The sequence below is a fragment of the Shewanella decolorationis S12 genome, assembly GCF_000485795.1.
Classification (GTDB): domain Bacteria; phylum Pseudomonadota; class Gammaproteobacteria; order Enterobacterales; family Shewanellaceae; genus Shewanella; species Shewanella decolorationis.
This window is the reverse complement of record NZ_AXZL01000062.1, coordinates 1-24,720: the sequence shown is the minus strand read 5'-3', so window position 1 is coordinate 24,720 and position 24,720 is coordinate 1. Positions and strand designations below refer to the sequence as shown.

Genomic DNA, 24,720 nt, shown 5'->3' with positions numbered 1-24,720 from the left:
TCGTTTACTTTAATAGGTGCTGTTCAAAAAATAGCACTTTAAAAACGAGAACTTTGAGGCGACGCCATGGACAGAAGTAAACTCCGTACTTTTCGCAGCAGGATCCTATCCCATATTGCGCTGCCATTGATTTTAATCATGACAGCTGTCTATGGGATTACTTCTTGGTTTAACTACCTTTCCCTAGAAAAACGCCTCTATGATAATTTAACTCAGGAGTCGACTCATTCTGCCTCTCGATTACAACTATTGCTTGAGCATGCACAGGCAAATACTCAAGGGCTTGCTGATTTTATTGGTTTTTTATCCGATAAAGATGATGTAAATAATTCAGATAAACTGCAAAAGGTGCTTACAAATCGCCTCGAACGTAATCCCGACTTTTATGGCTCGGCGGTTGCTTTTAAACCTAATACTTTCCCCGACAAAAAGCTTTATTCCCCCTATGTTTATCGCAGCGGAAATAGTTTCCATTACTTAGATATTGGTACCGAGGGGTATGACTACACCGATGGGACGTGGGATTGGTGGTCACAAGCCATTACTCAAGCGGGGGGCTACTGGTCAAAAGCCTATTTTGATGAGGGGGCGGGTAATGCCCTGATGATCACTTACTCTGTTCCCTTTGGTGAGCAGCCCGATTACTTTGGGGTGGCAACTGTCGATTTAGCATTAGATAAATTACCCGAACAGCTCGGTATTTCACCCAATAGGTTAGTGGTTTTGGATGACCACGGTAGACTTATCTTCCACAGTGATAAGGACAAGGTCTTAGCAGCTTCCTCCTCTGGATGGGTGGATCAGCGCAATAGCAAAAATAATGCTTTTTGGTCGTTGTTAGATGATGGTAAGACCGGACAAGCCAGTTTTATTGATGCTAAGGGGACAGCTTATCTTGCCAGCATAGCAGAGGTGACTAAGCTGAAATGGCGCGTTGTCGTTATGGTACCTCAGCAAGAATTGTTCACTTCACTACTCGATGATATTGCTTCGGTTATTCTCAACTTAAGTTTATTAACCTTACTCCTGTTACTGACTTGCTATATTGCGGCTAAACGCTTAACACGACCTTTAGAAGTCCTTGAATCCGGTATTTTGGCTTTTGGTCAGGGGCAGACCCAACAGCTGGCCATTCCCCAAGGCGCCGTGAGTGAGATTGTGACCTTAAGTGAAACCTTTAACCAAATGGCGGATCTTCTCGCCCAGAGGGAGCAGGCGATTTTAGACTCACGCGGTAATCGCTTTGCGCGTTTAATCGATGGTATGAGTGACAAATCCTTCTATTGTTCCCTTGACCCTGACGGCCAACTCGCCCAAGTCAGTGAAGGGGTGACCAAAGTATTGGGTATTCCCCCTGAACTGCTCAAACGTAAATATCAAAGGCTATTTTCGGCCAATCCCCTAAATGAGCAAAACTGGGAATACACAGTTCTGGCACTTAAGGGACAGAATGTTCCTCCACACCAAGTTGAATTAGTCGACGTTAAAGGCCAGACGAGGCGACTCGATGTTTTTATGCAGCCCTTGGTGTCGGATACGGGCGAGCTTATGTCTGTGGAGATGCTATTTACCGATGTGACTGAGCAGTTTTCTGCTGCGGCATGGTCAAGCGCAGTGCTTGAAGCCGCACCTGAGGCCATGCTGATTGTCGATCAGAGTGGTCAAATCGTGTTTAGTAATAGCCGTTGCCAACAGCTCTTTGGTTATGATGCGAAAGCCATGCTGGGGCTGCAGATTGAGTCCTTACTTCCGGAAGATTTAAGAAATCCGCATGCAAGGGATAGGCTGCAGTTTCTACGTGAAGGACGTGACAGACCTATGGCAAATGCGCGCCATGTTCGCGCATTAAAATCTGATGGTGATGAGTTTGTGGCCGAAATCGCTTTAAGTATTTTACCGAGTGATTTTGACGGCCGTCGCCAAGTGGCGGCTTCAATACGAGACATGACCCATAAATTAGCGGTCGAGCAAAAAATCCGTGATAGTGAACTGAGGTTCCGAGGTCTAGTGACTAATATTCCCGGTGCAGTCTATCGGACACGCATCGGTGAAGTTTGGGTGATGGAATATGTCAGTGACAACATTGCCGATATTACCGGTTATGCGGCGAACCAGTTTATTGAGAATCGTCAACGCACCTTTGCTTCACTGATTTTGGAAGAAGATCGCGAGTTATGTCATCAGCATATCGATAGAGCACTCGCACAGCAGGAAACCTTTGAGGTGGAATATCGCATTCGTCACCGTGACGGTAGCATTCGTTGGGTGCATGAAAAGGGCAAGGCAAGTTACACCGAAGAGGGATTTCCCCTGTGGTTTGACGGCAGTATTGACGATATCACCAAGAGTAAATTAGCCATCGTCGAGCTTGAAGCCTCAAGGCTGCAATTAACCAATATCACCGAGTCTATTCCTTGTACTGTGTATCAATTGCGTTGGGTTTCGCCAACAGAGCGAGCCTTTACGTTCCTTTCTGGCGCGGCGTATCACATGCTTGGCCTGCATCGGGATGATTTACTGAAAGACTTTAATATTATTGCTGAGCGAATTTTTGATGAAGAGCGCCCAGAGGTGGTGCGCGCCTTAGCAGGTAAGAGTGATGACCAGCTTCAATGGATACGCGAGTTCCGTTATCGCCACCCTAATGGCAGTATTCGTTGGATGGAAGCCGGTGCCAGTGGCCACAGTGCTGATGATGGCGCCATTATCTGGAACGGTTATGTCATGGATGTTACTCAACGTAAGTCCATTGAAGAAGAACTCGCAGTCAGTGAGGCTCATTTTAAGGCATTATTTGATGGCGCAACGATTGGTATCGTCAATGTCGATAGTAAAGGGCTTATCCTCGATTGTAACGACCAATTCTGTGAAGATATGGGGTTAAGCCGTGAGGCACTCCGTAACACGCCAATCTTCGAAGTGCTCTGCCAGCAGGACAAAGAAGTTGCTAAAGCACAATTTAAAGACTTAGTCGAAGGCAAAATTGACCATTACCGAGGAGAGAGAAGTTTTGTTCGTCCCTCTGGAGAACCGTTATGGATGACGGTAAACGTTTCAGCCTTATTAGACAGCCAAAAACAGTTTGAGTCTGCCGTCGTCAGCATGGTTGATATGACTGAGCTAAAACTACTTTCGGATGAGTTGCTGGTCGCTAAAGAAGAGGCCGATGCGGCTAGTAAAGCCAAAGGGGATTTCTTGGCGAATATGTCCCACGAAATCCGCACGCCAATGAATGCCATTATCGGTATGTCGCAACTTTGCTTACAGACAGATCTAGACAAAAAACAGAAAAATTATCTCGAAAAAATTGAGCGGGCGTCCCAATCTTTATTATCAATCATTAACGATATCCTTGATTTTTCTAAGATTGAAGCAGGCAAACTCGATATCGAAAATGTGCCTTTCCAACTCGATACCATGCTTGAAGATTTGAGCGATATGTTCTCCGAAAGGGCGGCGCAAAAGCAGATTGAATTGCTATTTGCTGTTGCACCCAATGTTCCGCGTCATTTGCTTGGTGATCCGCTGAGATTGGGGCAAGTGCTGATTAACCTAATGAATAATGCAATAAAATTTACCGAGCGAGGGGAAGTATTACTATCACTCAACTTAGTCGAGCAGCAAAATGACGATGTTGTTCTGCGTTTTAGTGTACGCGATAGCGGAATTGGCCTCACTAAAGAGCAACAAGCCAAACTGTTTAAATCTTTTACCCAAGCCGATACTTCCACAACCCGCAAATATGGCGGCACCGGCCTGGGGCTCGCGATTTGTAAGCAACTTGTCGAGCTGATGGGCGGCACTATCGGCGTCGAAAGCCAGTTAGGCCATGGCAGTACTTTCTTTTTTACCGTGAAATTGCAGACCTCCAGCGATCAAAAATTAGTTGTTGGTCAGGAGCTTGAGGGCATGTCTGTGTTAGTTGCCGATGATAATGCCACTGCCCGTGACATTATGCGGACGACCTTGGAGAGTATGGGCTTTAAGGTGGATACAGTGCGCTCAGGCGAAGAAGCGATAACACGTTGTACCCAGCAAGAATATGCCGTGGCATTAATTGACTGGAAAATGCCAAACCTTGATGGGATTGAAACTGCAAAACAGATCAAACAATTGGCACAGAAGACCCCGCGGATTTTAATGGTCTCAGCCCACGCCAACCAAGACTTCTTAACCCAGATCGAACAATTAGAATTAGCTGGTTATATCAGCAAGCCTATCAGTGCATCAAGATTACTGGATGGCATTATGAACTCCCTTGGTCGTGCGGGTATTCTCCCTGTGAGGCGGCATAGTGAGCGCATCGACCCTAAATTGTTATTGCCGCTTAAGGGTAAACGTATCCTCTTGGTTGAAGACAATGAGATGAACCTTGAGGTAGCGACCGAGTTTCTCGAGCAGGTGGGAATTATCTTATCTATTGCTACTAACGGTCAGATAGCATTGGATAAATTGGCGCAGCAAAGCTTTGATCTTGTGTTGATGGATTGCCAAATGCCAGTGATGGACGGTTATCAAGCAACCATTGCGCTAAGACAAAAACCTGAACTTGCTAACTTACCCGTTATTGCCATGACGGCAAATGCCATGGCAGGCGATAAGGAAATGTGTTTAAGAGCAGGAATGAACGACCATATCGCTAAGCCGATAGAGGTAAATCTACTGTATGAAACGCTGCTGAAATACTTAGGTGGCAAAGTGCCACTGGACGATGGCACCGAACTTACTGAAAGCTCAGAGCTTTCTCCAAAATCAATCAACCTAGATGCTGAGCTTGTCGTGAAATGGCCAGAACACCCAGAGCTTGATATCGATAGAGGTTTGCAGCTAGTGCAAAACTCTACCCGTCTATACCAAAGAATTTTCGATCGTTTTGTGACCAGCCAACGTAATGTAGTAGAACAGATCACTAAAGCTCTGGCGAACAACAAGCGTGATGATGCAGTACGAATGGCGCATACCTTAAAGGGCCTGGCTGGCAATTTAAGCTCAACCAAGCTAGCGGAGGTAGCACGGCAATTAGAGCAGCATTTAAGTGAACATAGCGAGTCTCAGTTAGAGTTAGAACAAATTCAAATGCTCGTAGCATCAATCTGTGAAGCGATTGAACAAGTATCACCACAGTCTACAGAAACAGTCACACCAACGAGTGAGCCATTGTCACCAGAAGCGCTATTGCAAGCACTAAAGCGGCTACGGCAAAGCTTGGATGATGCTGATTCTGATGCGGTAACACAAATTGATGCGTTAAAACCGCAGGTGAGTAACAAGTTATGGCAACAGCTAAGTCCTGCGCTGACTATGATTAACCAATACCAGTTTGATGAAGCAATGGATTTAATCGACGAAGTCATCACTGCGTTAACCTAGAAACGGGTCAATTACACATCTATTGACCATAGATAAAGCCACAGGAAAAGGTGAAAGCATTAATGGAAAAGGCAACAATTTTAGTCGTCGATGATACTCCAGAAAATATCGATATTTTGGTGGGCATTCTTGGTGATGACTATAAGGTTAAAGTCGCGATTGATGGACCGAGAGCTTTATCGCTTGTCGCTAAAACATTGCCGGATCTGATTTTGCTTGATGTCATGATGCCCGGTATGAATGGTTATGAAGTCTGTAAGCAGCTTAAACAGGAACCTTTAACCTGCCATATTCCGGTGATTTTTGTAACCGCATTATCGGAGGTTGCCGATGAAGCTCAAGGTTTTGCTTTGGGTGCGGTTGACTACATTACTAAACCAGTCAGTGCACCTGTGGTGAAGGCGCGAGTAAAAACCCATCTGGCGCTATACGATCAAAAACGCCTGTTAGAGCAACAAGTCAAAGAGCGCACTCAAGAGTTAGAAGAAACGCGTTTTGAAATTATCCGCCGTTTAGGCCGCGCCGCCGAATACAAAGACAACGAAACGGGTCTGCACGTTGTGCGTATGAGCCACTATGCGCGGCTACTCGCAATCAAATTAGGCTTACCGAGTACCTTCTGTGAGTTGTTGTATAATGCGGCGCCTATGCATGACATTGGTAAAATCGGCACGCCCGATGCGGTACTGAAAAAGCCGGGTAAGCTCGATGCAGAAGAGTGGAAAATCATGCAGCAACATGCCGCTATTGGTGCCGAGATCATTGGCGAACATGGCGATCCTCTGCTGCAAATGGCGCGGCGCATTGCCTTAACCCACCATGAGAAATGGGATGGTTCGGGTTATCCTAATGGTTTGTGGGGGGAAAATATTCCGATCGAAGGTCGGATTGTGGCGATAGCGGATGTTTTCGATGCCTTGACTTCGCGCCGTCCTTACAAGGAGCCTTGGACAATAGAGGCCACGCTCGAGTTACTCGAAAGCCAAGCAGGGCAACACTTTGACCCTAAGCTGGTGGCCGAATTTAAGCAAATTTTGCCCGAAGTGGTGGCGATTCGAGACACTTATATCGAGCATTAAAAGCAAAAGGCGCCATTGGCGCCTTTTTCAATACGACTCGCTTAGCAGCTAGGCTTCTTCGAGTGAGTAAGGTAATGCTTGAATGCGTAAACTGGATTGCTCATCGTCGGCAAAGCGCAGCTTGGCATCGTTCTCGGTATCGTTAGCGAGAACAGCGGTGAGTAAAACTTGATTACCGCGTTGAACAAATTCAATGATTTGTCCACCCTTGCGATAACCGTCTTCCAATTCTATCTCGATACTAGTTTCTAAATTGATATTTAATGAAGTGCTGCCGTGAAGAATGTAAAGCGCGCGCTTGTTACCGCCACGGTATTTCATCCGCGCCACAGTTTCTTGGCCCATGTAGCAGCCTTTGTTAAAGCTAATGCCGTTAATAGCCTGTAGGTTACACATCTGCGGTACGTACTGATTAGCATGGCTTGGTGCTAGGTTGGGGTAACCAGCTGCAATTTCTAATGCTTGCCAAGCGCTGGCATCAAACACTGTTTGCTCGCCCACTAAGGTTGTTGCCGCGTCCGGCTGCAGCACCAGAATAAAACGATCCGCATCCTTTAGGATGGCGCCATGTTCAACCAGCGTCAGTTCTTCAGTCAGCTCACCAAAGTGTTGGGTCACAAATTGCACAGCTTGTTCGCCTGCAACACCGAGTAATGTCCACTCATCAGAGGCATTGGTCAGAGTTGCCTTGCTAAACACCGCATATTTTTGCAGTTGTGGCAGATCGACATCGATAGTCTCCCTTGGCAGCAGCATTAACAGCGCCTCTTGGATAGCAAAGGTGCGGAAGCTGGCGATCATCTTACCCTTAGGATCGCAATGTGCGCCCCAGCGCCATTGGTTGGCTGCGAGTGAGCTAATGTCCGTAGTTACTTGGCCATGGATAAAACTGCGCCCCTGTTCACCGACTACTTTGATAAGGCCGAGGTGGGATAGGTTGGCTAGCATAAGTGGAGGCATGGAGGCGTCCAGATCCCAAGTGGGTGTCGAAACTGCAATAGTCATAGCGGAGATCCTGAAAATGAAGACGATGCAAGAGGCTAGATTGTAGCGGAATTAAGCGGCGCTCAAAAGCATAAGGCGCACATATCTTGAATGAAATGTGCGCCTTATAAATTCACTCAAGCTGAGTGCTTAAAGCATTAGAACAATACGCGGGTGCGCAGTGTGCCTTCAATGGCCTTAAGTTCAACCAGTGCCTCTTCGGCTTGGTGAGTATCGACTTCCATCACCACATAACCGATTTCTGCAGTGGTTTGCAGGTACTGAGCGGCAATGTTGATGCCTTTTTCAGAGAAGGCTTTGTTGATTTTGATCAGCACGCCAGGACGGTTTTGGTGGATATGCAATAGGCGAGAGGTGCCTTTGTGCATTGGCAGCGACACTTCAGGGAAGTTAACCGCAGATACGGTAGAACCGTTGTCTGAGTATTTAGCTAACTTACCTGCTACTTCGATACCGATATTTTCCTGCGCTTCAGCTGTACTGCCGCCAACGTGTGGCGTCAGTAACACATTATCTAAGCCACGTAATGGGCTGATAAATTCATCATCATTCGATTGTGGCTCGACGGGGAATACGTCGATGGCCGCACCCGCAAGGTGACGTTCTTTAAGGGCGACAGTCAGGGCGTCAATATCAACCACAGTACCGCGTGAGGCGTTGATAAAGATGCTGCCTTTACGCATTGCCGCAAATTCGGCGGTACCAATCATGTCTTTCGTTTGCGGCGTTTCAGGAACATGTAAGCTGACTACATCGGACTGTGCCAGTAATTGTTCCATTGAATGGATTTGCTGGGCATTACCCAATGGCAATTTGTCTTCGATATCGAAAAACACCACACGCATGCCTAAGGTTTCTGCCAAGATCCCAAGCTGTGTACCGATATGGCCATAACCTATCACACCTAAGGTTTTGCCACGGACTTCGTAACTTCCTGCGGCCGTCTTCATCCAGCCACCACGGTGAGCGATAGCATTACGTTCAGGAATGCCGCGCATCAGCATGATGATTTCGCCTAATACCAGTTCAGCCACGCTGCGAGTATTAGAGAATGGTGCGTTAAAAACGGGGATACCGAGTAATTCGGCGGTCGCTAAATCCACTTGGTTAGTACCGATACAGAAACAACCAATCGCAATCAGTTTTTCGGCGCGTTTAAGTACATCGGCAGTTAATTGGGTACGGGAACGAATACCAACAAAATGAGCATCTTTGATGGATTCGTGCAAGGCTTCATCACCTAAGGAAGCTTTGTGATACTCGATATTGGTATATCCAGCACGTTCAAATACATCGACCGCAGATTGGTGGACGCCTTCCAACAACAGGATCTTGATCTTATCCTTGTCCAGCGAATGTTTCGCCATGATATGGGTACCCTCTAATTAATTGAAATAGTTCTGTGTGATATGCTGACAACCTTGGCCTTCCAAAGTAGCACTTTTTTTGCTCAGTGTGGAGGGCTAGATGGCTAAAGTTAATATTCTAGATTTAGAACAATATCGCATAAGAGGAAGGAACATTGAATAACAAAATCATTTGGTGCGGTATTTACCTCTCAGTTTTAGTGTGGTCGGCGATAAAACCCGCAGATCCATTTACTTGGTGGCTTGAAGCCTTGCCCGCATTAGTTGCGGTACCGCTTTTAGTGTTTACCCGAAAGCGTTTTCCACTGACACCTTTAGTCTATTTTTTGGTGTTGGTGCATTGCTGTGTGTTGTTTGTTGGTGCGCACTATACCTATGCCGAAGTGCCACTGTTCGACACCATTGCCCAATGGATGGGCAGTGAACGTAACAACTACGACAAGGTTGGGCACTTTGCGCAAGGTTTTATCCCAGCTATGTTAGCCCGTGAGATTATGCTACGTAATCAAGCCGTTAAACCCGGTGCTTGGTGTGCCTTTTTAGTCACCTGTTTTGTGTTGGCTTTTAGCGCCTTCTATGAACTGATTGAATGGTGGGTGGCGGCCGCGACGGGAGAAGGCGCTGAGGCATTCTTAGGTACTCAAGGCTATGTGTGGGATACCCAATCGGATATGTTTTTAGCTTTGATAGGGGCCATTGTCGCGCTACTCAGTTTATCCCGCGTACAGGATAAGCAAATCACTAAACTCCTGACTCAAGCCTAATCTGAGTCTTGAGCGTATCCGATCCCCTTTGAATGACATTCAAAGGGGATTTTTTTCCAAAAAATGTCATCTTTCGGTGTTAATTTTTTGTTTAAACTTTCGATTGATGTTTTCATAGACTAAGGTATAAAGACGAATGTGATCTCTATCTCATTTAGTATTAATTGCTAGCAATGAAATGCTATTTAGGGAGTTAGTCGAATTTACTACATATAAATAGAGGTTATTAGTACATTTGGGTGATGGCATTCATACGGTAACTAGTCAAAATGGGCTATGTTAATGAGATGTATGCTGAGAGTTGGGCATATTTCATTAAGCCTGATAAAAAGATAATGAAATACTTTTCAGGGAGAAGAGTAAATTGAGTACTATCAATGAGTTAGTATTTTTACATCAAGTGGCGGCGCCTTGCCATTTAGCGATACTTGCTGAATCTATCGGATTGAAAACACGGATCGTTAAACATGCCTCTGAGTTAGAGTTAGATTTAGACAAAGGGCATCGCAGCTTTTGTTTAATCGCCCAGAAAGGTGCGGCCTTAGACAATAAAGGGATCCCTTTGCTGGCATCTCGTCTTGTTCCCCATATTCCTGTGGCTTTGTATCAAGTTGAGCGCAATTCTTTAGATCAAGAGTCAGCTATGCTGCTTGGTATACGTGGACTACTGTTTACTGACCAGCGTATGGATTTGATGTTGACTGGATTGCGTAAAATGGTTGCCGATGAGCTTTGGTACGATAGAACCTTGCTCAGTAAGATGTTTCGCCGTGTGGTACAAAAGCTGGATGGACAAAATGATATGCCTGCCGATACCGTGGCCATGCTGCAAGCGCTTACCTCAAGGGAAAGAACCATCATTCAGTTTGTTTCTAGCGGCGCGAGAAATAAAGAAATTGCCCATCGCCTTTGTATCAGTGAGCACACGGTAAAGGCGCATATTTCATCGATTTTCCGTAAGACCCAGTCACGCAATCGTGTCGAGCTATTAAGATGGGCCCAAACCTATCAAACCCATTTTGAGTTTTGTAGCTAATACCAATCACACTAAATATCTAATCAGTTCAGAGCCTCACAGGCATCTCAATCCAAGGCGCATTGACGAAGAAATGGTTATTCCCTTTTAAGTCAATGTAACACGGGAGTGAGATACCTGTGAGGCTCCCGAAGGGCGGGGTTGAACGGGCTTTATACTGCGTTTAAGGCTTTCGACAGAGCGCCACTCTGCCTTCAAGCCTTCGCCTTGTCTAAAGCCCGTCTAACTCCCGCTGAATGAACAGATATTTAATACGATTGATATAAGTCTTTGTCGATTGGCATACTGTTTGAAAGTGAGTGGGAGTGTGGTTCCAAAACGATATGACAAATAGCAATGTACTTTTGAGTGTGATAGGCAAATAAAAACGGGAACATTATCAATGTTCCCGTTTTTATTTAGCCGCCTTCAACTCGAAGGCGACCCATGTTTAAAGATTAGTATTGCACTACAGTCGCAACGTTCATATCACCGCTTTGAGTCACGCTGATGCTGTTGTTGTTACCTGCTTGTGAGCCTAATACTAAGTTGTCATTACCTGTTTGAGTAATCATTAGGCTGTTATTGTCACCACTGACTGCGAATGAGTTGGCAGCAAATGAACTACCGCTATCACCACCGACCCAGTTGCCGTTACCCGCTTGAGTGATTTCTGCTGAGTTTTCATCACCTTCGATGATTAAATCGATAAGGTTCAAATCGCCACGGTGTTGCAGAGCAGTCACATCGGCATTGTTATTACCAGCAACAGAAATGATGGTTTCGTTTTGGTTGCCATCTTGCTCAACATCCACTTCGTTGTCGTTACCCTCTGCATCAACATAAGCAAAGTTCATATCACCTTCTTGGCTGATTTCGATGCTGTTGTCTTCACCGGTTGCAAATGCTACGAGTTCATTATTATCGCCTTTAGAAGATAAATCGAAATCGTTGTCAGTGCCGTAAGCGCCAAAGGTTGCAAAGTTAGCATCACCACGTTGTTTTAAGTCAACGTCGTTGCTGTCACCCCATACTTGGAGTTCAGCACCGTTGCTATCGCCTTTTTGCTTGATGGCGATATCATTATCATCACCTTGAATATCAGCAACTAAAGAATCACCAACTGTGTTGCTATCACCATCTTGAGCGATGTCGATAGTGTTATCATCACCCGTAGTCATAGAGAGGTAAGCAATGTTATTGCTGCCTTCTTGTTTCATTGTGATATCGTTTTCACTACCTGCTAAGGCGTAAACGAAACCTGTGTGGTTGTCACCTTTTTGGTAGATATCAACAGTGTTGTCGTTACCAGCGATGCCTTTGGCTGCACCAAAGTTATTGTTACCAATTTGTTCAACTGATACGTCGTTGTTGTTACCTACGTTGGCTGTCAGATCGAGTGCAATAAGACCCGCTTGGTTGCTGTTACCGTATTGTTTGATGTCACCGTCGTTGTTGTCGCCTTGAACACGGAATACTGCAAGGTTTTCATCGCCTTCTTGCTCAACAAATGCACTGTTTTCTGTGCCAGTGATTTCTACATAGCTTTCGTTCAGCTCACCTAATTGGCTAACTGAAACGAGGTTGTCGTTGCCTACGACATCGTTGCTGCTTTGGTTGAAGAAGCCGTCTTGAGTCACTTCAACTTCGTTATTATTGCCTTCCACATCAACAGAGGCTACGTGCCAATCTGTTTGTTGGCTCACTGTCACTTTGTTAGCATCGCCAGTTGAGTTGACTTGTGCTTCATGCCACACACCGTCTTGTAGTACGGTGGCAACTTGGTCGTTACCCGTTTGGGTCACTGCTGCTGCGTTAATGACACCAGTTTGAGCGACTAAGGTGTCTTGACCTTGGCCTGTTTGCTCAACGCTGATTTCGTTGACAGTGCTTGCCGCTAGCGCATGACCACTTAATCCCGCTGTAATGGCTAATGCAATCAATGACATTTTTGCTTGTGATTTCATGTGACTCTCCCTGTTTAATATTGAGTTATTGAGATTGCAGCACCGTCCGCAATCTGTTGAATCGAAAAATTGCCGCTTCCTAGCTGGTTCAATTGCACCAGGTTGTTATTACCAATCTGGGTAATCGAAGCCATATTTTGAGTGCCGACTTGTAGTAGTTGGACTTCATTATTGGTTCCAATCTGTGTCACAAGGGATACGTTATCGTTACCCGCTTGCGTCACATAGGCGCTGTTATCGCTCCCTGATTGAAACACTATCCCTTGGTTTGCCGTGCCTTGCTGCACTAGGTCGATAAGATTATCGCGGCCTGAACGCTCAATTAGCGCCTGCAGTGTGACGGGCAATTCACTGACATCTGCCGCATGGGATGATGTCAGGCAACTACATAACAAGAGCAGCAGTACCAAAAAGCGTGTTAATGGATTTGGCACAAGTGACTCCTTGCATGTATTGGTGTTTTGGTCAGAGCACAGACTCCTTCCAACTCAGGCATCAAGGTACGAGCCATAGTGCTTAGAGACAATTGGCCAAAAGGGTATTTATTTTTGAGGTGTAATTTAAATGTTAACCAGATTAACTTTTGTTAATCCCATGAATATCTTGTTTTTTGTCGATAAAACCCCGCATTTGAGCGGTATTTGCCTCACCGAGTTGGTCTAGTAGTTAAGTTGTATTTAGCGTGCAGCGTCTTTTTTAAATTGAAACATTATGGCAACAATTTGCAGGCAAACATGCTGGAAATTCGTCGTTTTTATCCATTTCACTTTGAATGGTGGCTGCGTAATTGCCGTTCCAGAATTTCAACGTAAAGGACTATAGGAAGCTTAAGTATGTCAATAAAACTCTCACCATTGGCGTTAGCAATTGCAGGGGCGATGACGTTGTCAGCGGTACCTGCAATGGCAAAAGATGCACCAGTCTATGAAAAAGACGCCATCCTTGTGGTGTACAAAGATAATGTGACTAAGGCCGAACGTGCAGCGGCACAGCGTTTAATTCGCGGCACCTTAACCGATGCAAATGCTGATGGCGTAGACGATAAATTCCAGCATTTACTCAATGGTAAACTAGCCCGTTTAGCCCTGCGTAAAGGCGCTAATATTGAAGATGCGATTAAGGTGATTAGTCGTCATCCAGCGGTAAAATATGCAGAACCCAACTACATTCTTAAGGCGATAGGCACACCCGATGACCCAAGCTTTGCTAGCCTGTGGGGAATGAACAACACTGGCCAAAATGGTGGTACCGCCGATGCGGATATCGATGCGCCTGAAGCTTGGGAAATCACTACGGGTAGCTCAGATGTGGTGATTGGGGTTATCGATACTGGGGTAGATTACAATCACCCCGATCTGCAAGCCAACATGTGGGTTAACGCTGGCGAAATTCCAGGCAATGGTATTGATGATGATGGCAACGGCGTGATCGATGATATTCACGGTTACAGTGCGGTAAACGATAACGGTAACCCAATGGATGGTAATGGTCACGGTACTCACGTATCTGGCACTATTGGTGCTAAAGGCAACAATGGTGTGGGTGTCGTTGGGGTGAACTGGGACGTTAAAATTGCCGCGTGTCAGTTCCTTGATGCCGATGGCTATGGTTCTACAGCTGGCGCTATTGCATGTTTAGATTACTTTACGGATCTGAAGGTTAACCATGGTGTGGATATCAAAGTTACCAACAACTCTTGGGGCGGCGGCAGCTTTAGCCAAGCCTTAAAAGATGCGATTGAAGCGGGTGGTGAAGCAGGCATTTTATTCGTTGCAGCAGCGGGTAATGACGCGGTCGATAATGATGCGAGCCCACACTATCCTTCAAGTTACGATTCTGACGTTGTCCTCTCGATTGCAAGTACGGATCGTAATGACCGTATGTCAGATTTCTCACAATGGGGTTTAACTAGTGTCGATATGGGAGCACCAGGCTCCGCGATTCTCTCTACCGTTCCTGGTGGTGGTTACGCGACTTATTCTGGTACCTCTATGGCAACTCCACATGTCACGGGCGCCGCGGCTCTGGTGTGGTCGTTAAATCCAGACCTATCACCTGTGGCAATGAAAGAACTGCTGATGGCATCAGGTGATGCTAATGCAGATTTAACGGGTAAAACCGTTGCCGGTACTCGCCTCAATGTGGCTAACGCACTAGAGCAGGCTAACCCATCTCCTAGCTACAAGTTTACCGTATCGCCAGTGTCACAATCTGTCGAAGCGGGTAGCAATGCAAGCTATAACTTTAGTGTTGGTAGTGTTGCTGGATGGGAAGGCGATGTGGCGCTTTCTGTCTCTGTTTCTCCAGCACTAGAAGGTGTGTCCTTATCAGCCTCAACTGTTTCTGCTGGTGGTTCATTTACCTTAGATGTTGCGACAACGGCGCAAACTACTTGGGGTGATTACAGCATTACAGTAACAGGTACTGATGGCACTATTGAAAAGTCTAAAGTCGTTTCACTGAATGTGTTCCCTCAAGGATTAAATGACTTTACCTATGGCAATGAGAATGCTGTTGCGATCCCTGATAACAATGCTAATGGTATTGTGAGCACGATTGAAGTTGCTGATGATGTGCAGATTTTTGGCGTGACTGCCGATGTCAATATCAGCCACACTTGGATTGGAGACTTACGCGTTGTATTAACTTCACCAGCAGGTACTGAAGTTGTTCTGCATAACCGTGATGGCGGCAGTGCTGACAACATTGTTAAGAGTTGGGACCTAAGTGCGTTTGATGGTGAAAACGCACGGGGTACTTGGTCATTATCAGTAGATGATAATGCTGGGGCAGACACTGGTACTCTTAATAACTGGGGCTTAGTGATCAGCGGCTTAGGCGAAGCATCTCCAGCGGCTCCAGTAGCGGGCTTCGAGTATGCGGTTGAAGGTTTAAGCGTCGCCTTTACTAACACCAGTACCGATGCGAACGATGATATCGTGAGCTACAGCTGGGATTTTGGTGATGGTTTAACTTCAACTGAAATGAACCCAAGCCATGTATTTGCTGCGGCAGGTACTTACACTGTGGCCCTCACTGTGACTGACTCAATGGAACACAGCAATACTGTGACCATGGAAGTTCAAGTGTATGAGCATAGTATCAACGCATCCGTCACTCGCGCATTAGTATCACGCCGTGGTAGCGCTATGGTGGATATTGAATGGGATAGTGCATTAGGCGAAAGTGTTGCTCTATACCGTGACGGTCAGTTAGTGGTGACAACTGAGAACGATGGCAACTATCGTGATCGCTTCACTACATCTGCATCAAGTGTGACTTATCAAGTATGTGAAACTACTGGAACCTTATGTTCTGCGCCAGTAGTAGCACAATTCTAATTTAGTCATCAAAAATGAAGGCGACCTTTTGGTCGCCTTTTTGCTTTCTGCCCCTAACTATCTGTTTAGTCGATAGTTAACATTTACGTTTGTTGCTTAACTAATGCGTGTCATTCTTTTTGGGAGCTTCGTGTTCTACATCGGCATTTATTTGGGTTTTTCTATCCGATAATTGTTGTATAAGTTGGCGATTGATTGTGGTGAGTTCATCAAAATGATCATTAATCTTAGTCAGTTGCTTTAAATAATCGGGGTCACTCTTTTCTTTACTTTGCCAATACCTTTGGCGCTCGAGTTTTTGTAACTCACTGGCTCTCAGTATTTCGAAGTAAGTATTTTCTTGTTTTAAGCGATAAAGTTCGCCATCCAGCAATTGCAGTAGTTTTTCCTTGGATAAGGTTTGGCTATTTAGCAAGGCTTGCAGAGGGTCGACCTTGGTTTCGCGTTTATCCGAATCAATTTCCGTGGTGATACCCAACTGATATTCGATTTTATGTTGGCTATATTCCTGTGGGCAGGCGGTTTGGCTAAAGACGACTTTATCGTCCTTGCGACATTTATAGACGGTATTTGCAAGCGCCGTTGTTGGCAGAGCTACGCAAATCAGAGTCACTATGAGTCTTGCCATTCGGTGACAAATCCTTTGTATACGCGATAAAGAATAACACTTCAGTATTGATGCACAGTCAGACTAAGGCTGGTACTTAAGTCTTATTTAACTCTAGCAGTTATCAGATTGAGGGGCAGGAATACTTGTTACTCAAATTTAACATCCGCGACTACTATGGCGTAACTTTAAGAAAAATACCAGTTTTTTGACGATGGAATTTTTTTGACGCGTGATGGAATGGCGTAAATTCGGGCTGGAATATTCAAACAAAAAAGGAGCCTAAGCTCCTTTCTCTCTCGCGAAAATCAATGTTTAGCGGTCGAAGCGCAGGTTATCGATCAGGCGCGCCTTACCTAGGTAAGCGGCTGCCAAAATCACCAGTGCTTGGTCCGTAGTTTCCGCATGGGCCAGCGTGGTGGCATGGCGAACTTCTAAATAATCCGGCGTAAAGCCTGCGGCGATAAGGCTAGCTTTAGCTTCTGCAGTGACTTGTTCGATGCTCACGCCTTGCTTGATCCCTTGCGCCATGGCATCGATAGCTTTTTTCAGCGCCGGCGCCGCGGCTTTTTCTTCCGCCGTCAGGTAGCCATTGCGTGAACTCATGGCTAAGCCCGAGGCTTCACGAATGGTATCCACACCGATAATTTCAATCGGCAGTGACAAGTCTTCAACCATAGTGCGGATCACTAACAGTTGTTGATAATCCTTGTTGCCAAAGAACGCCACATCGGGCTGCACTATGTTGAACAGTTTGCAGACGACAGTCGCAACACCACGGAAATGACCGGGACGACTGGCACCGCAGAGTACATCGGAAATTCCTGGTACTTCAACATAGGTTTGCTGCGCCAAGCCTTTAGGATAAATAATCGCAGGCGTTGGGGTAAACAGCAGCTCGGCGCCCGCGGCCGTCAGCGCTTGGCTATCGGCCTCTAGGGTGCGCGGGTAGGCATCAAGATCTTCGTTCTGCCCAAACTGCATAGGATTAACAAAGATTGACACAACCACATGGTCGCATTTCTTCGCTGCTTCTTTCACTAAGGTGATATGTCCCTGATGGAGATTGCCCATGGTAGGCACAAAGGCGACGGTCTCGCCCTTGGCACGCCATGCTCGCACTTGGTTGCGAATATCATCGATATGGGCGCTAGTGATCATTAACTCTTACCTTGCTAAAACTTGAAATAGTCGTCTGTGTGCTTAGCACTATTTAGCTTAATGAGTGCTAGCACGCTTAGTTAAATGTGTGATCAGCACTTGGGAAGCTGCCATTGGCCACTTCTTCAATATAAGCGCGTACCGCCGAGCGGATTTCACCGGTTTGCTTAAGGTAGTTCTTTGAAAAACGTGGGATATAACCACTCGAAATACCGAGCACGTCGTGCATTACTAGGATCTGGCCATCTGTCGTGGCGCCAGCGCCAATGCCGATCACTGGGATAGTTAATGCTTGAGTGATGGCGGTGGCGAGTGATGCCGGAATACATTCAACTACCAATAGCTGCGCGCCAGCGGCTTCTAAGGCCTTGGCTTCATCGAGAATGCGCTGGGCATTTTCAGCATCGCGGCCTTGTACTTTAAAGCCACCAAAAACGTGTACCGATTGCGGGGTGAGGCCCAAGTGGGCGCAGACAGGAATACCGCGTTCGGTCAGTTTAGTCACGGTTTCGAGCAACCAGTGACCGCCTTCCAGCTTGACCATATTGGCACCCGCCTGCATCAATGCAGTGGCGTTTTCCATGGCTTGTTCTGGCGTGGCGTAACTCATAAATGGCATGTCGGCGATCAGCAGTGAACGCTCGATACCGCGACGCACACAACGAGTGTGATAGGCGATGTCGGCAGTCGTGACGGGCAGAGTATCATCGTGGCCTTGCAGAACCATTCCCAAAGAATCGCCGACCAGTAGCACATCGATGCCTTCGCCGTCGAACGCACTGGCAAAGCTGGCATCATAGGCTGTCAGAGCGGTGAATTTTCTACCTTCCTGTTTGTATTTCAACAGGGTTGAGCTAGTAACTTTAGACATATGGGTGATCTTCAAACCAAATAGAAGTGGTGTTATAAGCTAACTGGGGGCTGACTTCAATGATCATTGCCCAGTAGTTGTAACTCGGCCAAGAATTTTTCACTGATAAGGCTGCGTAGCGGCGTTTTACAGGGTAACACCAGATCCGGTGCTATGGCCGCCAAGGGCACGAGCACAAAACTACGCTCCTTCATGCCGTAGTGTGGCACTTTAAGTCTGGGCTCATCGATAATGGCATCGCCATATAAGAGTAAGTCGAGATCTAAGGTTCTGGGGCCCCAACGTTCTTTACGAACACGGCCCTGAGTGTTTTCAATCTCTTGTAGTGCATCTAACAGGGCGATGGGCGCCAGAGAGGTCTCAAAGCTGGCAACGGCATTGATATAGTCGGGTTGCACTACGTTCCCCATGGGGGCTGAGCCGTAATAGGGCGATACCTTGAGACTCTGATGTTCAGCCAAGGTGGACAAGGCCGCAACGGCATTGTCCAACTGGGTTTTAGGATCTTCAAGATTAGCCCCGAGGGCGACAAAAACCTGAGTCATTATTCGGCTGCTTTGGCTTTAGCGGCACTCGGGCGACGGCGACGGCGCTGTGGTGAATTGCGGTTACGGTTACCCGCCGCTTTGTTACCACTGCGGGCGATATTCATACGCTCGGTTTCATCCGCTTCAACAAATTGTTGCCACCAGGCAGCACTCTTGGCGACATTGCCACCTTCTACTTCGCCGCGTAGTAACAGCAAGTCATAGGCCGCCCTGAATTTAGGGTGCTCTAACAGTTTAAAGGCGCGAGTGCCTTGGCTGCGATCGAAACGTAATTGCAATTGCCAAATGTCTTTGGCGGGCGTGCTAAAACGGCGCGGAATGCTGATGGTTTGACATTGCTGCTCAATCACATCACCCATGGCGGCAAAAAACGCATCGTATAAAGTCAGGCCGCTCTCGACCGCGATATCTTCGGCGCGTTGGCGCAATGGATACCAGAGGATCGCCGCATAGAAGAAGGACGGGGTGACAGGCTTATCTTCGTTCACGCGCGCATCCGTGCTCTTCATAATGGCTTGCACCATCTTCATCGCCGGGCCTTTTGGCGCATCTTTTAATTGGGCGTCGACTTGCGGGAAGAGCGGCGCGAACAGCTTATATTCCTGCATCATTTCAAAGTTGGCCATGGCTTTACCAGCGAAGAAGAGTTTGAGCACTTCTTCATACATTCGGGCGGCCGGAATGTCCTTGAGCAGTGGCGCTAACTGCTTAATTGGTTTAGCAGTTACTTCGTCGATTGTCATGCTGAGCTTAGTGGCAAAACGCACAGCCCTGAGCATACGCACTGGATCTTCACGGTAACGGGTTTCGGGATCGCCAATCAGCCTTAAGGTACCGGCTTTAAGATCTTCCATACCGCCGCCATAGCTGCGGATAGAGTAGTCGCTAATATCGTAGTAAAGGGCGTTGACGGTAAAATCGCGGCGCTCTGCGTCTTCATCGATTTCGCCATACACGTTATCCCTGAGCAAACGCCCTTCGGCATTGGCTTTAGAAATCTTTTCATTGCTGTCGCCGTGGTGGCCACGGAAGGTGGCAACTTCAATCACATCGCGGCCAAACACAATATGGGCGAGGCGGAAGCGGCGTCCGACTACGCGGCAATTGCGAAACAGCTTTTTAATCTCTTCTGGCGTCGCATTAGTCACCACGTCGAAGTCTTTCGGTTCGAGTCCGAGGAGTAAATCCCGTACGCCCCCACCGACTAAATAGGCCTGAAAACCTGATTTATTCAATCGATATAATACTTTAAGTGCGTTTTCGCTGATCTGCTTACGGGAAATCGAATGCGCATCCCGAGGCACGAGCGACAAGCTTAGGCCGCCAGAAGTGAGTTCTGGCGTTTGGGGTTCAATCTGAGCTGGAGTCGGAGCGGTCGTTTTAGGCGCGTCTTCAAATAGCTGCTTGCAGAATTGGCTGATACGGCGAAAAATGGGACACCTCGGAATGTATCTGTTATGTGATTAAAAATCTGGCGGCTATGATATACCAATTGCGCACCGATGGGTATATCGCGATTTTTGAGCTATGCCACGACTTAGCACAGCTAAAACGATGCTTTTTGGCCGCAACTCGCCCCTAGGGGATTAAGGTGTTATCAAGATTTCCCGCTGCTTAGGAATGGCCGATAGTTGAAACTGCGCCACCGCTTGGGCCAGCATTTGCGGCGCCGCTGTCGGCTCCACTGGCGCTTGGCCTAAAAAGCTGAGGGCGGCATTAAGGCTCGCCTGCGGATGCTGTTTATCGATAGCCTGTGCATGGTTTTGTTTCGACAGTTTAAATCCTGGCGTCAAACAGGCTAAGGGTAAGTGCAACCACTGCGGCGCGCTTAGGCCAAAGGTTTGATACAGGCTTAATTGGCGACAACTGGCTTCGATTAAATCGTAACCGCGCACTACTTCGGTAATGCCTTGGTAGGCATCATCCAGCACTACTGCGAGTTGATAGGCGTACAGGCCATCGCTGCGTTTGATAATAAAATCTTCGGCGGCAAAGGCATGGTCCACTACGACTTTTCCCATCAGATTATCGCTAAATTCGGCTACTTGTGGTCGATTTACAATGCGAATTGCGCCCGATTGATACGGCGTGGCTAACTGATGGCAGCGACCATCGTAAATCCCGCCCATGGCTTGGATCTGTTTACGACTACACTGGCAAAAGTAGGCGTTATCCTCGGCGAGTAACTCATCGAGCTTGGCTTGATAGGCCTCGGTGCGGGCACTTTGGTACAGCACAGTGTCATCCCATTCGAAACCGTAGGCTTCTAAGGTACGTAAAATATCATCAGCTGCGCCCGGGACTTCCCTCGGAGGATCAATATCTTCAACGCGAATTAACCACTTGCCCCCCAATGAGCGTGCCCGCAGATAACTGCCAAGGGCGGCGATCAGTGAGCCAAAGTGCAGTGCGCCGGAGGGCGAAGGGGCAAAACGGCCAACATAGGGATGTAAAGCGGAAGTGTTGGAAGAGTGAGTAGCCATCATAGGAATGTGTAGGAATAACCAGTCAAAGTGGCTGTATTTTAGGGGGATACGAACAAAAAAGCGAAGTGAAACGAAGGATGTTTATGCGAGACGCACAAACAAGTAGGCGGGGAAATCCCCGCCCGAGATGGCCGATTAACCCGCCATTTGCTTCTCTTTGATCTCTGCGAGCGTTTTACAGTCGATACATTGATCGGCCGTTGGACGCGCTTCGAGACGGCGAATACCGATTTCGATACCGCAGGTTTCACAGAAGCCAAAATCGTCTTCTTCGATTTTTTGCAGGGTTTTCTCGATCTTCTTGATCAGTTTACGTTCTCTGTCACGGGCACGCAGTTCGAGACTGAACTCTTCTTCTTGCGCTGCACGGTCTACAGGATCAGGAAAGTTTGCTGCTTCGTCCTGCATGTGACTCAGAGTACGGTCGACTTCCTCACGCAACTGATTGCGCCAAGCTTCAAGAATGATCTTGAAGTGACCCAGTTGCTTAGCGTTCATATACTCCTCACCCGGCTTTTCCTGGTAGGGACTTACACCTGCGATAGCGAGTACGCCAAGTTTTTTGGTGCCTTCAGGCATAACGCATCTCCTGTCATCATTTGCGTTGTAGGGCGTCCTTAAGAACGGCCGCTATCTATATCAGAATCTTCACATTGAGGCAAATTTTTCATTTCACCTTGGCAGAATTTTTTGATTGCCTTCGCTAATTGGAATGAAAATGCATTTTACTGAATCTTAACATCATACTCGGACTGGACATGAATGGGCTAGATGTATCTCACTCGCAGAAATCTCACAGCGATAAGCTAAGACTTCTACTCCTGATAAAACTGCTTTTTTCAACAAGTTAGCATATTCAGGGTCGATATGTGCCGCGGGAGCCACGCTGTGGATGTCCGTGTGTTGCACCACAAATAGCAAGACGGCTCTATGGCCAAGGCTGGCCATATGCATTAATTCTCGCAGGTGTTTTTGGCCGCGAAGACTCACCGCATCGGGGAAATAACCTTGGCCATCCTCGAGCAAAGTACAACTTTTGACTTCAATATAACAGGCGGGTTTTTGAGCAGCCTCAAGCAAGATATCGATGCGGCTGTTTTCATCGCCGTACTTCACTTCGCGGCTTAAGTTGTCGTAGCCTGCGAGTTCGGTGATGACACCTTTATTAAGCGCTTCCTCGACCAAGGCGTTGGCATTGCCCGAATGAATGCCGATAAGGCCACCCGTTGGCGTAGTCATTAACTCCCATGTATGGGCATATTTACGTTTAGGATTAGTAGAAGTCGAAAACCACACGGTTTCACCGGGGAACAGGCAGTTACGCATTGAACCGGTATTGGGGCAATGCAGGGTGATTTCAGTGCCGTCGTCGAGTTGAACATCGGCGAGAAAACGTTTGTAGCGTTTAAGTAGCTTTCCCGATTTCAGTGCTGGACTAAAGTGCATGCTATAACCTGTAGCGAGGTGATTTGGGCGCCTAAGACTAACAAATTTCGCAAATGTTTACAGATTTTACCTTGGTAACTTAGGCCGACGGCTTTCAGTCCTTGCTTGCTAGCAGTAAACTGCCGCCAACCCCGTTGTACTTTGTATACCCCAAAAGCCTGAGGATGCAGGACTTCTCACCTCAACTTGCATGGGTATAAGCACAAGAACAAATTAAAATAAGGACCCCTCATGAGTGAACTTAAAGTGACTGAAGTGATGAGAGTTGAGTTAACCAAAGATACCCCCGCCGCCCACTGGGGCAAAGCTGATGTGACCTTCAATGCCGAAGGTGCATTAGTTCACTTAGGTGGCGGTGATGAGCTGCGCCAAATTCAAATGGCGGCGCGTAAGTTACGCAATCAAGGGATTAGCACTGTTGCCTTAGTGGGATCTCTTTGGGATCTGAATAGCCAATGGGTCTTCGCCCAAGGTTTTGCTACCGCTAAACCCGGCTATAAGATCCAATGGTGCGGCGATGACGCAGTACAAGCCGAATTACAACGTCGCTTAGAAGTGGCGACATTTGCCCGTCAACTGATCAACGACACCCCTGAAAATCTGTCGCCAGTGAAATTGGCGCAGCAAGCAGCCAAATGGTTAGCCGAACTCGGTGGCGCTAAGGTGAGCTACCGTATTATTGAAGGTGAAGCGTTATTAGAAGAGCAGTGGATTGGGATCCATGCCGTAGGCCGTGGTAGTGAGCGTCCACCGGCAATGTTAGAGCTGGACTTTAACCCGCTGTCAGCCGATGCCCCAGTATCAGTTGCCTTAGTGGGTAAAGGGATTACCTTCGACTCAGGTGGTTATAGCATTAAAGCCTCTGAAGGCATGCTGGGCATGAAGTGCGATATGGGCGGCGCCGCCACTGTGACTGCCGCTTTAGGTTTAGCGATTAAATCGGGTCTGAACAAACGCGTTAAGTTATTCCTCTGCTGCGCTGAAAACCTGATCAGCGGCCGTGCCTATAAGTTGGGTGATATCCTCACCTACAAAAATGGTGTGACAGTTGAAGTGGTCAACACCGATGCCGAAGGGCGCTTAGTGCTGGCCGATGGTCTGCAAGCGGCTTCTGCGACGGGTGCTCCGTTTATTATCGATGCGGCAACCTTAACTGGCGCAGCTGTGATGGCGGTAGGCTCTAACTACAACGCGATTTTCTCGCCACAGACTGAAGTGTTACAACTGGCGCAGCAAAAGGCCTCGACTGTAGCTGAGCGTGTATGGCCATTGCCACTGGATCCTTGGCACAAAGACATGTGTCCATCTGCCTATGCTGACACCGCAAACAGCCGTCCAGTGAAAGGCGGTGGTGCAGGTGGTGCTTCGAATGCGGCTGGCTTCCTGTGGCGTTTCGTTTCACCTGAAGCCAAGTGGTTACACGTGGATTTAGCGGCGGCCTTCGAAGATTCGGCTTCTGCACTATGGGGCGCTGGCGCGACCACCCATGGCGTGCTGACCATCAGTGAGCTGATTAAAGGCTAAGTTTGCCTTCGCGACTGAGTTTGCCTTTGCGGCTAAGCTTACGAGTTACGCTTCTTATTGTATTAAAACCGCCTACGGGCGGTTTTTTATTTTTAGCCCAAAACCACCTACTTCAGTAGGTGGTTATCATCATTTGAGGCTTTGCCTGTATACCTACCCATGTTAAATG

General features: G+C 47.3%; 18 protein-coding genes. 6 read left to right on the top strand and 12 right to left on the bottom strand.

The genetic code is table 11. The features are described 5' to 3' along the window. The first annotated feature begins 66 nt into the window (after positions 1 to 66). Together SHD_RS09075 and SHD_RS09070 are read left to right on the top strand one after the other, a co-directional pair. Entirely contained in the window at positions 67 to 5,370 is a 5,304-nt protein-coding gene (locus SHD_RS09075; RefSeq protein WP_023266828.1) for a PAS domain S-box protein, read from the top strand. A gap of 62 nt (positions 5,371 to 5,432) precedes the next feature. Next, a complete protein-coding gene (locus tag SHD_RS09070; protein ID WP_023266827.1) occupies positions 5,433 to 6,449 on the top strand; it encodes a response regulator in 1,017 nt (338 codons plus the stop codon). A gap of 48 nt (positions 6,450 to 6,497) precedes the next feature. On the opposite strand, the gene ygfZ is transcribed toward SHD_RS09070, so the two are convergent. Continuing rightward, on the bottom strand, positions 6,498 to 7,454 hold the full coding sequence (gene ygfZ / locus SHD_RS09065; RefSeq protein ID WP_023266826.1) for a tRNA-modifying protein YgfZ: 957 nt from the start codon (positions 7,452 to 7,454) through the stop codon (positions 6,498 to 6,500). A 137-nt stretch (positions 7,455 to 7,591) separates the two neighbouring features. Continuing rightward, positions 7,592 to 8,821, bottom strand: coding sequence for a phosphoglycerate dehydrogenase (gene serA, locus SHD_RS09060; protein WP_023266825.1), 1,230 nt, complete (start codon positions 8,819 to 8,821; stop codon positions 7,592 to 7,594). Between the two features lie 155 nt (positions 8,822 to 8,976). On the opposite strand from serA, the gene SHD_RS09055 reads away from it, so the two are divergent. Then, a complete protein-coding gene (locus SHD_RS09055; protein WP_039977982.1) occupies positions 8,977 to 9,585 on the top strand; it encodes a DUF2238 domain-containing protein in 609 nt (202 codons plus the stop codon). A gap of 364 nt (positions 9,586 to 9,949) precedes the next feature. Beyond that, positions 9,950 to 10,621, top strand: coding sequence for a helix-turn-helix transcriptional regulator (locus SHD_RS09050; protein WP_023266822.1), 672 nt, complete (start codon positions 9,950 to 9,952; stop codon positions 10,619 to 10,621). A gap of 437 nt (positions 10,622 to 11,058) precedes the next feature. Here SHD_RS09050 and SHD_RS09045 read toward each other — a convergent pair whose 3' ends face one another. Beyond that, complete coding sequence (locus SHD_RS09045; protein ID WP_023266821.1) at positions 11,059 to 12,567, bottom strand: curlin-associated protein; 1,509 nt, start codon at positions 12,565 to 12,567, stop codon at positions 11,059 to 11,061. A 14-nt stretch (positions 12,568 to 12,581) separates the two neighbouring features. Further along, complete coding sequence (locus tag SHD_RS09040) at positions 12,582 to 13,001, bottom strand: curlin associated repeat-containing protein (RefSeq protein ID WP_023266820.1); 420 nt, start codon at positions 12,999 to 13,001, stop codon at positions 12,582 to 12,584. Between the two features lie 399 nt (positions 13,002 to 13,400). Between SHD_RS09040 and SHD_RS09035 the strand changes: the two genes are divergently transcribed. Beyond that, positions 13,401 to 15,908: a S8 family serine peptidase gene (locus SHD_RS09035; protein WP_023266819.1), complete on the top strand. Its 2,508-nt coding sequence runs from the start codon at positions 13,401 to 13,403 to the stop codon at positions 15,906 to 15,908. Between the two features lie 100 nt (positions 15,909 to 16,008). On the opposite strand, the gene SHD_RS09030 is transcribed toward SHD_RS09035, so the two are convergent. From SHD_RS09030 to sfsA, 8 genes are all read right to left on the bottom strand, one after another. Next, entirely contained in the window at positions 16,009 to 16,536 is a 528-nt protein-coding gene (locus SHD_RS09030) for a hypothetical protein (protein WP_023266818.1), read from the bottom strand. Positions 16,537 to 16,830: 294 nt separating this feature from the next. Next, positions 16,831 to 17,676, bottom strand: coding sequence for a pantoate--beta-alanine ligase (panC, locus tag SHD_RS09025; RefSeq protein WP_023266817.1), 846 nt, complete (start codon positions 17,674 to 17,676; stop codon positions 16,831 to 16,833). 76 nt (positions 17,677 to 17,752) lie between these two features. After that, positions 17,753 to 18,547 (bottom strand): 3-methyl-2-oxobutanoate hydroxymethyltransferase, encoded by a 795-nt coding sequence (gene panB, locus SHD_RS09020; protein ID WP_023266816.1) that lies wholly within the window; start codon positions 18,545 to 18,547, stop codon positions 17,753 to 17,755. Positions 18,548 to 18,603: 56 nt separating this feature from the next. After that, positions 18,604 to 19,092, bottom strand: a complete 489-nt coding sequence (folK, locus tag SHD_RS09015) for a 2-amino-4-hydroxy-6-hydroxymethyldihydropteridine diphosphokinase (RefSeq protein ID WP_023266815.1) — start codon at positions 19,090 to 19,092, stop codon at positions 18,604 to 18,606. Beyond that, positions 19,092 to 20,399, bottom strand: coding sequence for a polynucleotide adenylyltransferase PcnB (locus tag SHD_RS09010; protein WP_023266814.1), 1,308 nt, complete (start codon positions 20,397 to 20,399; stop codon positions 19,092 to 19,094). Before SHD_RS09010 ends, folK begins: the two co-directional genes overlap by 1 nt. A gap of 282 nt (positions 20,400 to 20,681) precedes the next feature. Beyond that, positions 20,682 to 21,578, bottom strand: a complete 897-nt coding sequence (gene gluQRS / locus SHD_RS09005) for a tRNA glutamyl-Q(34) synthetase GluQRS (RefSeq protein ID WP_039978007.1) — start codon at positions 21,576 to 21,578, stop codon at positions 20,682 to 20,684. Between the two features lie 138 nt (positions 21,579 to 21,716). Continuing rightward, complete coding sequence (gene dksA / locus SHD_RS09000) at positions 21,717 to 22,160, bottom strand: RNA polymerase-binding protein DksA (protein WP_011718198.1); 444 nt, start codon at positions 22,158 to 22,160, stop codon at positions 21,717 to 21,719. A gap of 162 nt (positions 22,161 to 22,322) precedes the next feature. Next, on the bottom strand, positions 22,323 to 23,027 hold the full coding sequence (sfsA, locus tag SHD_RS08995; RefSeq protein ID WP_023266812.1) for a DNA/RNA nuclease SfsA: 705 nt from the start codon (positions 23,025 to 23,027) through the stop codon (positions 22,323 to 22,325). A 231-nt stretch (positions 23,028 to 23,258) separates the two neighbouring features. On the opposite strand from sfsA, the gene pepB reads away from it, so the two are divergent. After that, positions 23,259 to 24,551: an aminopeptidase PepB gene (pepB, locus tag SHD_RS08990; RefSeq protein ID WP_023266811.1), complete on the top strand. Its 1,293-nt coding sequence runs from the start codon at positions 23,259 to 23,261 to the stop codon at positions 24,549 to 24,551. The last annotated feature ends 169 nt before the right edge of the window (positions 24,552 to 24,720 follow it).